This is a genomic window from Alistipes sp. dk3624, assembly GCF_009557455.1.
GTDB classification, from domain to species: Bacteria; Bacteroidota; Bacteroidia; order Bacteroidales; family Rikenellaceae; genus Alistipes_A; species Alistipes_A hominis.
The window spans coordinates 470644-486410 of the sequence record NZ_CP045651.1 but is presented as its reverse complement, the minus strand read 5'-3'; the positions used below and the strand labels follow the sequence as shown (position 1 = coordinate 486410).

The following is a 15767-nucleotide window of genomic DNA, read 5'->3' as shown; positions in this document are numbered from 1 at the left end:
TTCCTAAGATATTTTATTCTGTCTCGTGATTGCTCCTGTCGTCCGTGCGTTCCCGGCGCGGCTTGCCGGCGACGATCAGGACGATTTCGCCTTTGGGCTCGCGTTCCGAAAAACGGCGGGTCAGTTCGGCGAGGGAGCCGCGTACGGTTTCTTCGAATTTTTTGGTTAGTTCGCGCGATACGGATGCGGGACGGTCGCCGCCGAACAGTTCCGCGAACTGCTCCAGCGTTTTTACCAGCCGGTAAGGCGATTCGTAGAAAATCATCGTGCGTTCTTCGGTCGCCAATTGTTGCAACCGTTTGGAGCGGCCCTTCTTAGGGGGCAGGAAGCCTTCGAAACAGAACCGGTCGCACGGGAATCCGCTGTCGATCAGCGCCGGAACGAATGCCGTAGCGCCGGGCAATGTTTCTACGTCGATGCCGTGTTCGATGCAGGTGCGTACCAGTAGGAAACCGGGATCGGAGATGCCGGGCGTGCCTGCGTCGGAGATCAGCGCTATGTTTTGTCCGCCGACGATCGTCTGCGCGACCGCTTCGACGGCGGCGTGTTCGTTGAACTTATGGTGGCTCCACATCTTTTTCTCGATTCCCAGATGTTTTAGTAATACCTGGGAAGTTCGGGTGTCCTCGGCCAGGATCACATCGACCGACGAGAGGACTTTGACCGCCCGCAGCGTGATATCATCCATGTTTCCGATCGGGGTCGGGACGAGATACAGCCTGGCCATCGGCATCAACCCAGTTTACGTTCCAGCAGATCCACGAGCAGCCGCACTCCTTCGCTGTCCGGATCCCACTGATAGTTTTCCTGAATGTACAGCAGCGCGTCGTTCAGGTCGGTAAAGGCGTTCAGTTGCGCGATGGCCGCCGCATACTGGTCGGCATTCCCGTTGAACAGGCTGCGGATCAGCATGAAGCGGTCGTTGATCCCGATACATTGGCGCAGGTCGCCGCTGATGCTCTGCGATTGTAGTTTGGAAGCCACGTCGGCGTGTGCCGTTTGTTTTCCGAGCACTTCGTTCATCGCGACTCCGTTTCCGTTGGCGAAAGTTTCGCCGAGCACTTTTTTGTGGGCGGCCGTATCGGAAGCCGGGCCGTTTTGTCCGGCCGGTTCCGGCGCAGCAACGGGCGGGGCCGGATGCGGAGCCTCGTAGGAGCGTGCCTGCGGCGTCGAGTTATGCGGGTGGGTCGGCTGCGTCGGAGCGTCCCCGTACAACGACAGGATCACCTGTTTGTCCATGCGCGGACGGACGGTCTGCTCGTCTCCGAAAAGCTGCTGTTCGACGGAGACCGTCGTTTCGATTTCCGCGGCCGGCGGCGCGGCCGGTTCTACGATCGGCGGGACGTTTACCGTTTCCGGAACGATTTCGTTCCCGATGACGGGTTCCGCCGCCGGGATCGGCACTGCGGCGGGCGCTGCCGTGTCTTCCTCCGCGCGAATAGCACATTCCGTCTCCGCAACGGTCGGCGTCGGCTGCGGCAGCAGCAGTAGCATTTCGTAAAGTTTTTTCAGTTTATCGAGTACGATCCCTTTTTCGATTTCGGGCGTTTTGTCCGTTTCCTTCCACGTTTCGGCAATTTGCCGGATGCTGTCAATCTCTTCAATCAATTTCCGAATATCCATCTTTACAGTACTTTAGGCGATTCATTCCGTTGCCGACGGACTTGTCCGGGCCGGACGGGCCGCCGGATGTGCGTCCGTAGCGGACGGCGAAATTTTTTTCAAAGTTAAACTTTATACCGATTATTACAAACACCTGTATGCTTCATTTTGCAAAAAAGGAATTCGGTATGCGGACTGTGAAATGATAAAAAATGAATCGGAGATTGTATTTTCAATAAATTATTATAATTTTGAAAATCTTAATTCATACGCAATCCCGGTAATTTGCGTGTAAATAAATGGTTTTTACTGATTTATAGAACAAATATTGAGAAAAGATAAATGGTATGATATCACCTTTTGAATCCCGTAGGATCGGCATTTTTTACGACGGGAATTTTTTGTTGCACGCATCGAATTATTACAATTATATTCATCACATGAAACGGCGCCTTTCGTTGGGAGGATTGCACCGTTTTATCCAGCATCGCGTCGCCGAGGAGGAAGGGGTCGAACCGTTGCAGTGTCAGATTGCCGAAGCGCACTATTTCAGGGGGCGCCTGAACGCTGCGGATGCGGCTCAGCGCGGCAACCAATTGTACAATGACCGCGTTTTCGACGATATCCTGATGGCCGAGGGCATACATCCGCATTACCTGCCCCTGCGCAACCTGCTCGGAAAACGCGAGGAGCGAGGGATAGACGTATGGCTGTCGCTGGAGGCTTTCGAACTGGTGATGATGCGGCGGCTGGATATCGTCGTGTTGATCGTCGCCGATACGGATTATACGCCTCTGCTGCGCAAATTGATGTCCTTCGGCGTGCGGGTCATGCTGCTGAGCTGGGATTTCGAGTATACTACCGACGAAGGGGTGCGGATGATTACCAAAACTTCGCACGAACTGTTGTCGATGGCGACTTATCCGGTCGCGATGCACGACGTGATCGATTACGGGATCGAGCAGAACAATCCGCTGATTAACGACCTGTTTGTTCCGGTGGATCCTTCCCGACAGCAGACCGAGCGAACCAAATCGTACGAGGTCAGCGAAGTGCTGAGCCTGAAAAACGGGTTCGGGTTTATCAAGTATCCCAACAACAACCTGTTTTTCCATTATCAGGACGTGGTCGGCGAGTTCAGCGATCTCTCCGTCGGAGACAAGGTGGAATTTACCGTCGAGCAAAATCCCCAGAAGCAGGACGTTGCCAAGAACGTGCGAAAACTTACGCCCGAGGAGGTGGAGAATTTGGAGTCCGACGAGCAGCCCGATTTGTAGCAGAGATTTAACTCATACCTATAAATAGCCATGAATCTGAAAGTGTTGTCCATCGTGATGGGCCTGCTGTTGTCGTTGTGCGGATACCGTGCGACGGCGAAGAGTTCCGAACAGAATGTCGAATGGAAAGCCAAATGGATCAGTTCGGGGACTACCCGGGAGCAGCCGAACACCTGGCTTAATTTCCGCAAAGAGGTGAACCTGCCGAACGTACCGACTTCCGTGATCGCACGGATCGGGGCGGACAGCAAATACTGGCTATGGATCAACGGGAAGCCGGTGGTCTTCGAAGGCGGACTGAAACGGGGCCCCAATCCGCTCGATACCTATTACGATGAGGTGGAGATTGCTCCTTACCTAAAACGCGGCGAGAATACGATCGCCGTGTTGCTGTGGTACTTCGGCCGGCCGTCGTTTTCGCATAACGACAGCGGGAAAGCCGGGTTGTTGTTCGATTGCCAGACCCCTTCGTTCGATATCCTGAGCGACGATTCGTGGAAATGCGAGGCGAATCCGGCTTACGGAACCTGTCCGCCTCCCGATCCGAACATGCGGCTCGCCGAGTCCAATATCCGGTACGACGCCCGCAAGGCGGGACGGGCATGGCACCAGCCGGACTTCAATGCCGACGAGATGCCGCAGGCCGTCGAAAACGGAACCGCAGGCAGCCGGCCATGGAACAAGCTGGTGTTGCGGCCGATTCCGCTGTGGAAGGTGGGCGAGTTGCAGGACTACCCGTCTCAGGTTCGCAACGGCGATACGATCGTTTGTACGCTGCCTTACAATGCACAGATCACGCCTTATATCAAACTGAAGGCCTCGTCCGGGGATAAAGTGCAGATATTTACCGATAACTATTTGAAATACAACGGCGGGGATAATTACCTGCGCTGCGAATACATCGCCCGCGACGGCGTGCAGGACTACGAGAACAAAGGGTGGACGAACGGACACCGGGTTTACTACGTAGTGCCTGCCGATGCGGAGGTGATGGAGCTGAAGTTCCGCGAGAGCGGTTACGATACCGAATTCGTCGGTACGTTCGAATGCTCCGATCCGGAGTTCAACCGTTTCCTGACCAAAGCCGTGCGCACGCTGTATATTACGATGCGCGATACCTACATGGATTGTCCCGACCGCGAGCGTTCGCAGTGGACGGGAGATGTGGTCAATGAATCCGGAGAGGCGTTTTACGCCCTGTCCGAGTCGGCCAACCGACTGACCCGCAAATGGCTCCATAATCTTGCCGGATGGCAGAAGCCCGACGGCGTGATTTATGCCCCCGTTCCGTCGTCGAATTGGGACAAGGAACTGCCGGGCCAGGTGATGGCTTCGCTGGGTTACTACGGGTTGTGGAACTACTATTGGTATACGGGCGATAAGGAGACGCTCGCCGAAGTGTATCCGGCCGTACAGCGTTACATCGCCCTATGGAAAAAGGGCCCCAAAGGAACCGTATTGCTGCGCGACGGCGGATGGAATTGGGGCGATTGGGGCGACAATATCGACATTCTGCCGTTGCAAAATGCGTGGTATTACTTGATGATCAAAGGGATGCGCAATGCGGCCGAAGTGCTCGGCCATGCGGCCGACGCCCGGTCGTATACCGAAGAGATGGCGGCGCTGAAGCAGGCGTTCAACAGTCATTTCTGGAACGGTAAGGAGTACCGCGATCCGGAGTACAAAAAAGCGACCGATGACCGCGTTCATGCGTTGGCGGTCGTATCCGGGCTGGCCGATCCGGACAAATATCCGGCTATCCTGAACGTATTTCGTTCGCAGGAGAACGCGAGCCCCTATATGGAAAAATACGTTTTCGAAGCCCTGATGCAGATGGGGAACGGCGACGAAGGTTTTGCACGACATAACCGCCGTTTTTCGAATATGGTGCGGAACGACTATTTCACCACGCTTTTCGAGGGGTGGGGGATCGGTAGCGAAGGATTCGGCGGCGGCAGCGTCAACCACGCGTGGAGCGGGGGAGGCCTGACGGTGGCTTACCGGTATGTTTGCGGTATCCGTCCGATGGACGTGGCTTACAACAAGGTCGGGGTGTTGCCGTTGCCGTCCGGCCTGTCGTGGGCGAAAGCTTCGGTGGTCACTCCGATCGGCCGGGTAACGTCGGCTTTCGAATCCAGTCCGAACGTATTTGTGTTGGATACGGAGTTTCCGAAAGAGTACGAAGGGGTGATCGGTGCTCCGAAACAGGGCGTGCGCGAAGTGAAGATCAACGGGACGACCGTCTGGAAGAACGGCAGTCCGGTACGCAATAAAGTGGTTCGTTTCATCAAAAAACAGCCCAGCGACCTGCACCTGAGTTTCGAAGTGAAGGGTGGCGCTTACAAGCTGATAGCCGTCCGTTGACCTTGGCTGTGCCGGAATATCGGTGGATGCTATCGGAAGATTTCTTTCGAGGCGAACGGGACGGAGTCGGGAAGGTCGTCCGGAAAGCCGGAGAACGTTTCGGTTCGGAAATGAAATAAATCCGGTTAGAATATCGAAAAAGGAGGGAAATTTTCCCTCCTTTTTCGATACGGTACAGTTTGTCGTTTATTCCGTTTTCTGCAACGGGATCGAGAAACTGAACGTCGAGCCTTTGCCTTCTTCCGATTCGAACCAGAGGCGTCCTCCGTTCTTCGTCGCAAAATCCTGGCACAACAGCAGGCCGAGTCCCGATCCTTCTTCGTTTTTGGTGCCAAACGTGCTGAAATGAGTGCTCGGTTTCATCAGTTTGGCCTGATTCTCCTTGCTGATGCCGCATCCGCTGTCGGACACTTCGACGATCGCCGCCTGTGCATCATCCTGCCGGACGCGAATCGTGATGTCGCCCCCTTCTGGCGTGAATTTCATCGCGTTGCTGATCAGGTTCCGGATGACGGTTTTCATCATGTCGCAGTCGGCGTACACTTCCAGCGTGTCGGGAATTTCGACCCGGAGCCGGATGTTTTTCAGTTCGGCCGCGATCGAGAATATTTCGATGCCCCCTTGTATGATCGGGACGAGGTCGAATTGCTGATAGACGACATTCAGCCGTCCGATCTGGCTTTTCGTCCATTTTAGCAGGTTGTCCAGCAACGAGAAGACCTCTTCGGTCATGCGGTTGGCCATGTTCAGCATTTCGTGCATATCCTTTCCGATCGACGAAGCCGGAAGGTTCAGCAGCAGCATGTTCAGAACCATTTTGATCGAACCGATCGGCGAGCGCAGGTCGTGCGCGATGACCGAGTACAGTTTATCCCGTCCCGATATCGTGCGCTGCAGCTCTTCGGTTTGCCGGATGATGATCCGCCTGGCGGCGATCAGCGAGATCTGATGGGATACCCGGATCAGCAGTTCCTCTTTGTGGAAAGGTTTCGATATGAAGTCGTTGGCCCCGGCTTTGAAACCCCGGACGACGTCGGACGTAGCGTTCAGCGCGGTCAGAAAGATGATCGGGATGTCTCTTGTTTCCGGATTCTCTTTCAACTTTTCGGCGACCTCGAATCCGTTCAGACCGGGCATCATGACATCCAGCAGGATCAGATCCGGCTTTTCCGTCTCTACGGCCGATAGCGCTTGCAGGCCGTCGTTCGCGGTGGCGATTTGGTAGTTCAGGTTCTTTAGGAGCACTTTCAGGAGCAACACGTTCGATACGACGTCGTCCACGATCAGAATTTTATATTCCGCAGCGTTGAAATCCAGGCTTGTATCCATTGAAAATCAGTTTAAGTAGGGCTTCCGGTCCGGTTATTTGATTTTCAATTCCTCTTTGAAATATTTCATCATTTTTACCAGTCCCTGTTCGAGGAGTATGGTGGGACTCCATCCGAGGTTTTCCTGCGCGGTCGTAATGTCCGGTTTTCTGCGCTGCGGGTCGTCGGCCGGCAGCGGTTTGAGGATGACGCTCGCCTTCGACCGCGTGATCTCCAGTACGAGCGTCGCCAGTTGGCGGATCGTGAATTCGCGCGGATTTCCCAGGTTGACCGGGCCTGTAAAATCATCGTCCGTCGCCATCGTGCGCACCAGGCCTTCGACGAGATCGTCGATATAGAGAAAACTGCGGGTTTGAGAGCCGTCTCCGTAGACCGTAATGTCCTGGTTCATCAGTGCCTGTATGGTGAAATTCGAGATTACGCGTCCGTCGTTGAGACACATGTTCGGGCCGTAGGTATTGAATATGCGAACGATTTTAATCGGAATCCGGTATTGCCGGTAGTAATCCATGCACAGCGTTTCCGCGCAACGCTTGCCTTCGTCGTAGCATGAACGCGGCCCGATCGGGTTGACATTCCCCCAGTACGTTTCGGGTTGGGGATGCACGGCCGGGTCTCCGTAGACTTCGCTGGTAGATGCTTGTAGCAGCTTCGAGCGTTTCTTAATGGCCAGATCCAGCATGTTGATCGCGCCGAGTACGTTCGTTTTCAGTGTCTTGATCGGATTGTACTGGTAATGTATAGGCGAAGCCGGGCAGGCCAGATTGTAGATCTCGTCGATCGGACCGTCCGGACAATAAGGGGTCGTAATATCCTGTTCCGCCATTTGGAAATTCGGATTGGCGGTCAGGTGTTGGATGTTCTTCGGCGATCCGGTGAGAAAATTATCCAGGCAGACAACCTGACAACCTTCGTTGAGCAGTCGAACGCACAAATGCGATCCGATAAAACCTGCGCCTCCCGTAACCAATATTCTTTTCATAAAAACAGAGCGAATTTAAATTGCCTAAAATCGTTACACTGCATGGTTGACCCGGATGGCGCCCCGGAGCAAGCAGGCCGGAATGGACGGATGAACGTCCGAATTGACGACAAAGTTATTATTTTTTCTTCTGTCTGAACGATTGTATTTTTTAAATGTTAATAAAATTATATGGAAAACGGCGTTTTCCGAAGGTCTGATATGACGATAAAAATTAAGGTGTTGAATGTGCGGGGATCGGTCATTTGGAATATTGAAAAAATGGGAATTGGGTTTTTTCAATTTCGTGTCATTATATTGCGATATTCTTTTATCTTTGCGAGGTCGGTATGGTGGCGAGGCTTAAAAGGTTGTCGATGGAAACGTTTAGATTTGAGATACAATGTCCGTCCAGGGATCGTGGATTGTGCTCGGGAAATTTATTGCTGGTCGATCGGGGCGGGATGTGTGTGCATGCCCAGCTCCAGACCGAAGACCGCTATCTGAGCAATCGGATGGTGGGGGAGAATATTTTCGACCTTTTTCCGGCTTCGGCTTCGGGCTCGTTGCGCGCCGGATTTTCAACCTTGTGGAGCGGACGGAAAGGATTTTGCGAAGATCTTTACGAATGTGCGGGGGAAACGGGGGAATTGTCCGTTTATTATGTGATTTCGATGAGCCGATACGACGACTTCCACGCTATGATCCGGCTGAGGAATATTTCCTATTATATCAATAAGCACGAGCGACTGCTGCGGCAGGAGGAACAAAAGGTGGAAGATCTGAAAAGGCTCGCCGGGATCGGCGTGTGGAAGTACGATTCGAAAAAGCAGCGGCTCGAATCGAAGGGGTATGCCGATCCTATGTTCCAACCGGGCGAATACCGGGAGATGGATATGGCCGAATATTTTTCTCGGATGTCTGTGACGGACGTGGAAAAGGTCAAGGAATATATCCGGGGGTTGGACGCCGGCCGTCGGCAAGAGAGTATCCAGTATATGATGCATTACCAGTACGGGGATGTGGTGCTGCGGGTCGAGCCGATCAGTTGCCGGCCTTCCGACGGAGGCTATCTGTGGGAAGGTTATGTGCAGAATGTTACGGATCTGATTACCGGACAGACGCGCATCGAGATGTTGCGGCAGGCTATCGATTCCGTTTCTGAGGATGTTTTCGCCGTCGAATCCGACGGTTCGTTGGCATTCGCCAATAAAACGTTTCTGGAACATAACGTGAGCGATCGCTCACGGGATGTCATCGGCGAGAAGGTGTTCGACCTGAATAAAACGCTGGTAGACAAGACGCAATGGGGCGATTGGCTCAGGAGTCTCCGGGAAAACGGCGGCAGTTGGAATTTTACGCAGGACAGGGTGTCGGACGGTCAGGGAGAGGCGATGACTTTCGAGAATTACTCTTACTTGATTGAGAATCAGTTGCACCAGGAATTGATCTGGGTGTTCGCCCGGGATATCTCCGAACGTCTGAAGCGGGAAGACGAGATCAACAGTCTGCAATACCTGACCAATTCGATTATCAATAATATTCCGGTCGGCCTGTATGTCAAGGACGTCGCCGATGATTTCAAGTACCTGTTCTGCAACCGGTCGGCATTCGATTTCCTGCGGTCCGGCCGCGAGGACGTGATCGGAAAGAACGATTTTGAGATATTCGGCCGCAGCAAAGCCGAAGCCATCCGAAATGAAGACCTGCAGCTTGTTTCCGACCGGACGAAGATCGAACGTACCGGGCAGGTCGGCGGAGCCTCCGGTTCTCCTGTCACGTACGAGGAGGTGCGTATCTATTCAGAGAAGAAAGACGGCACGCCTTTGATTATCGGTGTGTTTTGGGATATTACTTCCCGTGTCGCTTTGGAGAAAGAACTCGTAGAGGCCAAAGAGAAAGCCGAAGAGTCGGGACGCCTGAAGTCGGCGTTCCTGGCCAATATGAGCCACGAGATCCGGACTCCGCTGAATGCGATCGTCGGATTTTCGAATATCATTGCGGAGACTCAGGATATGGAAGAACGCCGCGGAATGTATAAGATCGTAGAGACCAACAACGAACGGTTGTTGTCGCTGATCAATGAGATCCTGGACATGTCGAAGATCGAGGCGGGGATGCTGGAACTGTCGTCCAAGCCGGTCAATATGCGGGTGCTGTGCGGGGAGTTGCTCAATGCCAACCTGTTCCGTTGTCCGGGCAATGTGATTTTCTCGTTCGACGGATCGAGTCCGAATCTGGTGACCCGTACCGATCCGAACCGCCTGTTCCAGGTTTTTGCGAACCTGATTACCAATGCGTTCAAATTTACAGATTCCGGGCGTGTGACGTTCGGGTACCGGCTCGACGGACCGAATATCGTCTGTTATGTGGAAGATACGGGATCGGGGATCGAGACCGACAAGCAGGATAAGATTTTCGACCGGTTCGTCAAAGGAAACGATTTCGCTCAGGGAACGGGACTCGGCCTGCCTATCTGTAAAGTATTGATCGAAAAGATGGGCGGACGGATCGGCGTGGAGTCGGCGATAGGAAGAGGCACGAAGTTCGTATTTACGATTCCATATGTTCCGCCGGTGAACGAGCGTGTCGGTTCGGGAAATCCGGGCAGGCTGAAAACGTCTGTCCGGAAAGCCGGGGCACGGAAGGCTGTTTCCGGTACCGTGACGGTGCTGGTCGTGGAGAGCGAGCCGTCGGATTTCGATCTGCTGTGCGATACTTTCGGAGACGGGATCTTTTTCGTACGGGCCGACAGCGGCGTAGAGGCGGTTACGTTGTTCGAGCAGTACCGCCCCCAGTTGGTTTTGTTGAATGTCGCCGTGACGGATATAAACTGCGCCGAGGTCGCCGGAATCATTAAAGAGGTATCTCCCGGGGTTCCGGTCGTCGCATTCGGCAATTCTGCGCCGACGGACTGTTACGATGATTTCATGGCTGTTCCCTGGAGCCGGGAACAAGTCGAACGGTTGTTTAACAAGTATCTTTAAATTCGGATTGTAGGTTATTTCGCGCTATGGAATTGTCGGAAGATAATTTGGATATTCGGAAAATGCAGTGTCTGCTGGACGCGGCGCAGGTGGGATGGATCGAAAAAGAGTCCGGAGGAGGGCGTTGCCATTTTTCTTCATTGCTGGGGGATGCTCTTGATCTATCGAATGATACGTTGAGCCAGAATGATTTTTTGCAGTTGGTCCGGACGGATTTCAGAAGCCGAGTGGACGCCAGTGTGTTGCTGTCCGATCACGGCGATTCGAAAACGGCGATTGAATTTCCGATCGCCGTTTCGGCCGGGGAACAGTGGGTGAGGTGCGCGTATGCCGGGGAACACGGCGGAAAGGCGCTTTTCTCGGTGTTGTTGTTGCCGAAGGGAGGTGAAGCAAGCAGACGGCAGGTCAACGATATATTGCAGCAGCAAAAGCATATATCCCGTTTGTTGTTCTCTTTCCTCAAGACAAAGGATCTGAAACATGTATGCGAAAATATCCTGAAAGAGCTTTTGAAGCGTTTCCATGCCGACCGGGCCTATATTTTCGAACTGAACGAGTCGGAAAAATATCATAGTTGCGTTTACGAAGCAGTCGCCGAAGGCACTTCGCCGCAGATCGACATGTTGCAGAAGATGCCTTTGGAAGAGAGTCCGTGGTGGAGCGGGCAGGTTCTGAACAAACGGCCGATTATTCTCAATACGCTGGACGATCTTCCGCCGCAGATCGTTCAGGAAAGAAATATTCTTGACGCACAGAACATTCGGTCGTTGATGGTGGTGCCTATGATGTCTACGGAATCCGTTTACGGATACATGGGGATCGATATGGTGCGGGAGTCCCGTAACTGGAGCCGGGAGGATTACCAGTGGTTCTCCTTTCTGGCCAACATCATTTCCATTTGCATAGGGCTTTATTACAGTCGAAAAAAGGCGGAACGGGAAAGTTTGTATTATAAGGAGCTGTACAGTCACATGCCGATCGGATTCTTGCGCAGCCGTTTGGTGCGCGACGGTTCCGGCAAAGTTACGGACTGCCGGTTCGAATACGCCAACCAGATGGCTGAAAAACTGATCGGTCTTGCCTGCGAGGAACTGGCCGGTCTCCGGGCTTCGGATATACTTTCTCAGGAGGAGGTGAACACCAGCCTGTCGATCATCCGGTCGACTTCTCCGGAGCAAAAATTACAGTACAAGCGCGATCGTTATATCGAACGGACGGGAGTGCACTGCAAGGAGATCGATTATTTATCCGGTCCCGACGAGGTGATTACCCTGCTGAAAGACGAGACGGAAACCGTAAAAGCCAATGAAGAATCCAAGCAGCACGAACGAATGCTCGATAACTTGTTCCGGAACATTCCGGTCGGGATCGAACTGTACGATCCGGAAGGCAGTCTGAGAAGTATCAATCCGAAAGATTGCGAGATTTTCGGCGTCCGGCCGGACGAGGTATTGGGAATCAATATTATGGACAACCCGCTGGTGCCGGAGCAGGTGAAAGAGAAGATTCGGAACAGGCAACCGGTCGATTTCCGGCTGGACTACCGGTTCGGTCTGCTCAGCGATTATTACAATACGTCTTTCGAAGACCGGGATACCCGTAAGGATATCGTCGCCAAGTATGTTCCGCTTTATGACGGCGGCAACCGCCTGCTTTACCATCTGTGCATCGTGATCGATAACACCGATACGGTCAATATCCAGAACCGGATCCACGATTTCGAGCATATCTTCTCGCTGATTGCCGATTTCGCGAAAGTGGGGTATGGAAAATACAATTTCGATACGCAGACTGGAACGGCCATTCCGCAGTGGTTCCGAAATCTGGGCGAGCCGGTCCATTCGAGCGTGCGGGAGGTGGCCGGCCGGGGATTCCGCTATGTGCACCGGGAGGATCGCAAACACATGTATGCGTTCTTCGCTGCGGCCCGGAACCGTAGAGTCGATTCTTACCAGCGGGAAGTCCGGGTCAAAGGGCCCGCCGACAGGAAATGGCGGTGGCTGCGCATCGACATGATCGTAAACTCCCTTGCCGACGGGTCGACCGAGGTGATCGGGGTGAATATCGACATTACCCAGATCAAGGAGACCCAGCAAAGCCTGATCGTGGCCAAAGAGAAAGCGGAAAAAATGGATCGGTTGAAATCCGCGTTCCTGGCGAACATGAGCCATGAGATCCGCACTCCGTTGAATGCGATCGTCGGTTTCTCCCAGATGTTACTGAGTCAGGAAGCTTTCGAGAAGGAAGACCGGGAGCATTATATGCAGATCGTGCAGGATAACAGCGATTTGTTGTTGCAGTTGGTCTCGGATATTCTCGATCTGTCGAAGATCGAAGCGGGCGTTTTCGAATTCAATTATGCGGACGTGCCGTGCAACAGGCTATGCCGTGAAATCGTTATGTCGCTACGGATGAAAACGCAGCCCGGCGTAGAGCTGATTTTCGACGAACCGGCGGCGGAATGCGTCGTACACAGCGACAAGAATCGGATTGCCCAGGTGCTGGTGAATTTTATCAACAATGCCGCCAAGTTTACTTCGAAGGGCAGTATTCATGCGGGACTCGTGCCGCATAAGAACGATGTGGTGTTTTATGTCCGCGATACCGGCGTCGGGATTTCCAAAGAGCAGCTCGGTCATGTTTTCGACCGGTTCGTGAAGTTGAACAGTTTTATTCAGGGAACCGGATTGGGACTGCCTATCTGTAAAAGTTTGATCGAGCAACTGGGCGGTCGCATCGGAGCCGAGTCGAAAACGGGCAAAGGTTCTTATTTTTGGTTTAAATTACCTTATAGGATTAAAAAAAGAACGATTATTAAATAATTTATTTACATTTGTCTGACGGATTCGGGTATGTTGCGCTCCGCCGGGAATATTGCGATTTTAAAATCGGAAGTTATGAAGAAAACGATTTTGCTTTTGGACGATAAGGAGTCCATAGCGAAAGTGGTGGCGGTTTATTTATCCGGCGAATACGATGTCGTTTATTTCGACAATGCATTGAAGGGGATTCAGTGGCTACAGGAGGGGAATAAGCCCGATCTGATAATTTCGGACATTCGGATGCCGGTTATGCGCGGCGATGAGTTTCTGGAATATGTCAAGAACAACGAGCTGTTCAAATCTTTCCCTGTGATTATTCTGTCGAGCGAGGAAAGCACCTCCGAACGGATACGCCTGCTGGAAGTGGGCGCTTCCGATTATATCGTCAAACCGTTTAATCCCATGGAGTTGAAAATCAGAATCCGGAAGATCATCGAAAATGAGTAAAGAGTTCGATCTGCTTTTTGTCGGACCGGATTCCGTATTGAAAGAGTATTTTCGCGATATTGCCGACGGGTATTCGTTTCGTGAAGCGGCCGACGGCAGTAATTCCCTGCAACAGGTCGGATCAGGCGATTCGAAAAGCGAAATCGTCGTTCTTTGGGAAAAAACGACGATAGACAGGGATTTGTCCGCGATCAGGGCTTTTCGGAAAACCCGCGGGAATGTTTACCTGATTCTGATAGGAAATGAACTGACGCCGGACGAGAGGAGCGGATACCTGAAAGCGGGCGTGAACGATACCATGCTCCGGCATATTCCGAAAGAACAGTTCGTAAGCCGGCTTTCGTTTATACAGCAGACCCGGGAGATGATTCTCGGAAAAAGGGAGAAAGCGTCGCAGGAAGCGATCTGCCATTTTCGCCTGCCTTTATGGAAAAGGCTTTTCGACATCTGTTTCTCGTCGGTCGCTTTGCTGTCGCTGTCGCCGTTGCTGCTGCTGACGATGCTGGCAATCCGACTGGAAAGCAAAGGCGCGGCGGTTTATCGTTCCAAGAGGGTGGGAAGCAACTACCGGGTATTCGATTTCCTGAAATTCCGGTCGATGTATGCGGGGGCTGAAAAGCAATTGAAGCATTACGAGCAGTTGAACCAGTATAAATTCGAGAAGACGACCGATGAGGACGGCGGAAAATTGAATATTTCCGGAGATTTTTTGGTCGGCGACGACGACGTGGTGTTGGTTTCCGATGACGAGGTGATTTTAGAAAAGGAATACATCGACCAGAAAAGCTATGAACAGGAAAATGCATTCGTGAAACTGGAAAACGATCCGCGGATTACGCGGGTCGGGCGGTTCATTCGCAAATACAGCATCGACGAACTTCCGCAATTGATCAATATCCTGAAAGGAGATATGTCCGTTGTGGGGAACCGTCCGCTGCCGTTGTACGAAGCCGAACGGCTGACCAGCGACGAATATATCGACCGTTTTATGGCTCCGGCCGGGCTGACCGGGTTATGGCAGGTAGAGAAGCGGGGCGATTCGGGCAGTATGTCCGCCGAAGAGCGGAAGAAACTGGACATCGAATATGCCCGGGATTTTTCGTTCGGGATGGATTTCCGGATAATCTTAAAAACGATATCAGCGTTCGTACAAAAAGAAAATGTATAGTATGTCGAAAAGAGTTTCGGGTTTGATCGCGCTGACCGCGATTTTGTGTTGCGGGGCGGTTACGGCCCAGCAACCTGATAGTTTGGATGGAGCGGTTCCGGCGAGCGCCGCCGCCACGGATACGATCGACGACCTGGCCGGTTTCGGGCCTTCGGGCTATGAGTTGGGCAAGGTCGTTCTGCCGTCGCTGGAGCAGCTCTATGCCAATGCGGAGCAGAACCCCGGCGTGCTGGCGCTGGAAAAACAGAAAGAATTCGAGGAGTTGCAGTTGAAACGCGAGAAACGGAATTTCCTCTCTTTTCTGAACGTCAATGCCAATTATTATTACGGCAACGGGACGATGAGCAGTCATCTTTACGATGAGAGCGGTATGCCGATTCCGCAAAACTATTCCCGGCAGTCGCAGTCCAATTACAACCTGGGCGCATCGGTTTCGATTCCGCTGGAAAAGTTGTTCGATTTGCGGGGAAGCGTGAAACGTCAGCGCAAACAGGTGGAAAAGGTCGAATACGAACGGCAGAGCGCGATCGAGGAGCGGCGGGTAACCATCGCAACGATCTACTCGAAAGTGCTCAGTTACATGCCTATTCTGAAGGCGACGACCGAGAAAAGGGTATTTGCCGATGCTCAGTATGCCATCAGCCAGAACGATTTTATCAACAGTAAAATCGGAGCGTCGGAAATCAATGTCGAAAAGGAACGTCAGATTAAGGCCATCACCGAATACGAGAATGTGCGTTCGGAACTGTACGGTTTGCTGTTGCAACTGGAGATTCTGTCGAATACCGAAATCATTTCGAAAAAATAAATT

The 15767-nt window shown here is 52.7% G+C and carries 11 protein-coding genes; 7 read left to right on the top strand and 4 right to left on the bottom strand.

Annotated features, from left to right (window positions below; translation table 11 throughout):
• Nucleotides 1-13: 13 nt before the first annotated feature.
• Together rsmI and GFH31_RS02095 are read right to left on the bottom strand one after the other, a co-directional pair.
• Entirely contained in the window at nucleotides 14-727 is a 714-nt protein-coding gene (gene rsmI, locus GFH31_RS02100; protein ID WP_101573447.1) for a 16S rRNA (cytidine(1402)-2'-O)-methyltransferase, read from the bottom strand.
• A 5-nt stretch (nucleotides 728-732) separates the two neighbouring features.
• On the bottom strand, nucleotides 733-1623 hold the full coding sequence (locus GFH31_RS02095) for a hypothetical protein (protein ID WP_101573387.1): 891 nt from the start codon (nucleotides 1621-1623) through the stop codon (nucleotides 733-735).
• Between the two features lie 326 nt (nucleotides 1624-1949).
• Between GFH31_RS02095 and GFH31_RS02090 the strand changes: the two genes are divergently transcribed.
• Together GFH31_RS02090 and GFH31_RS02085 are read left to right on the top strand one after the other, a co-directional pair.
• Nucleotides 1950-2879 carry an NYN domain-containing protein gene (locus GFH31_RS02090; protein WP_055206171.1) on the top strand — a complete coding sequence of 310 codons (930 nt, stop codon included), beginning with the start codon at nucleotides 1950-1952 and terminating at the stop codon, nucleotides 2877-2879.
• Between the two features lie 30 nt (nucleotides 2880-2909).
• Complete coding sequence (locus GFH31_RS02085; protein ID WP_153498363.1) at nucleotides 2910-5243, top strand: alpha-L-rhamnosidase C-terminal domain-containing protein; 2334 nt, start codon at nucleotides 2910-2912, stop codon at nucleotides 5241-5243.
• A gap of 186 nt (nucleotides 5244-5429) precedes the next feature.
• Here GFH31_RS02085 and GFH31_RS02080 read toward each other — a convergent pair whose 3' ends face one another.
• A complete protein-coding gene (locus GFH31_RS02080; RefSeq protein ID WP_153498364.1) occupies nucleotides 5430-6572 on the bottom strand; it encodes a hybrid sensor histidine kinase/response regulator in 1143 nt (380 codons plus the stop codon).
• Nucleotides 6573-6605: 33 nt separating this feature from the next.
• Nucleotides 6606-7553 (bottom strand): UDP-glucuronic acid decarboxylase family protein, encoded by a 948-nt coding sequence (locus GFH31_RS02075; RefSeq protein ID WP_055206167.1) that lies wholly within the window; start codon nucleotides 7551-7553, stop codon nucleotides 6606-6608.
• A 356-nt stretch (nucleotides 7554-7909) separates the two neighbouring features.
• Between GFH31_RS02075 and GFH31_RS02070 the strand changes: the two genes are divergently transcribed.
• From GFH31_RS02070 to GFH31_RS02050, 5 genes are all read left to right on the top strand, one after another.
• Complete coding sequence (locus GFH31_RS02070) at nucleotides 7910-10519, top strand: ATP-binding protein (protein ID WP_172970810.1); 2610 nt, start codon at nucleotides 7910-7912, stop codon at nucleotides 10517-10519.
• A gap of 62 nt (nucleotides 10520-10581) precedes the next feature.
• Nucleotides 10582-13341, top strand: coding sequence for an ATP-binding protein (locus tag GFH31_RS02065; protein WP_172970811.1), 2760 nt, complete (start codon nucleotides 10582-10584; stop codon nucleotides 13339-13341).
• A 75-nt stretch (nucleotides 13342-13416) separates the two neighbouring features.
• Nucleotides 13417-13788, top strand: a complete 372-nt coding sequence (locus tag GFH31_RS02060) for a PleD family two-component system response regulator (RefSeq protein WP_055206159.1) — start codon at nucleotides 13417-13419, stop codon at nucleotides 13786-13788.
• Nucleotides 13781-14956 carry a sugar transferase gene (locus tag GFH31_RS02055; protein ID WP_101573378.1) on the top strand — a complete coding sequence of 392 codons (1176 nt, stop codon included), beginning with the start codon at nucleotides 13781-13783 and terminating at the stop codon, nucleotides 14954-14956. The genes GFH31_RS02060 and GFH31_RS02055 overlap by 8 nt, the downstream gene beginning before the upstream one ends.
• Before the next feature lies 1 nt (nucleotide 14957).
• Nucleotides 14958-15764, top strand: coding sequence for a TolC family protein (locus GFH31_RS02050; RefSeq protein ID WP_172970812.1), 807 nt, complete (start codon nucleotides 14958-14960; stop codon nucleotides 15762-15764).
• Nucleotides 15765-15767: the final 3 nt, after the last annotated feature.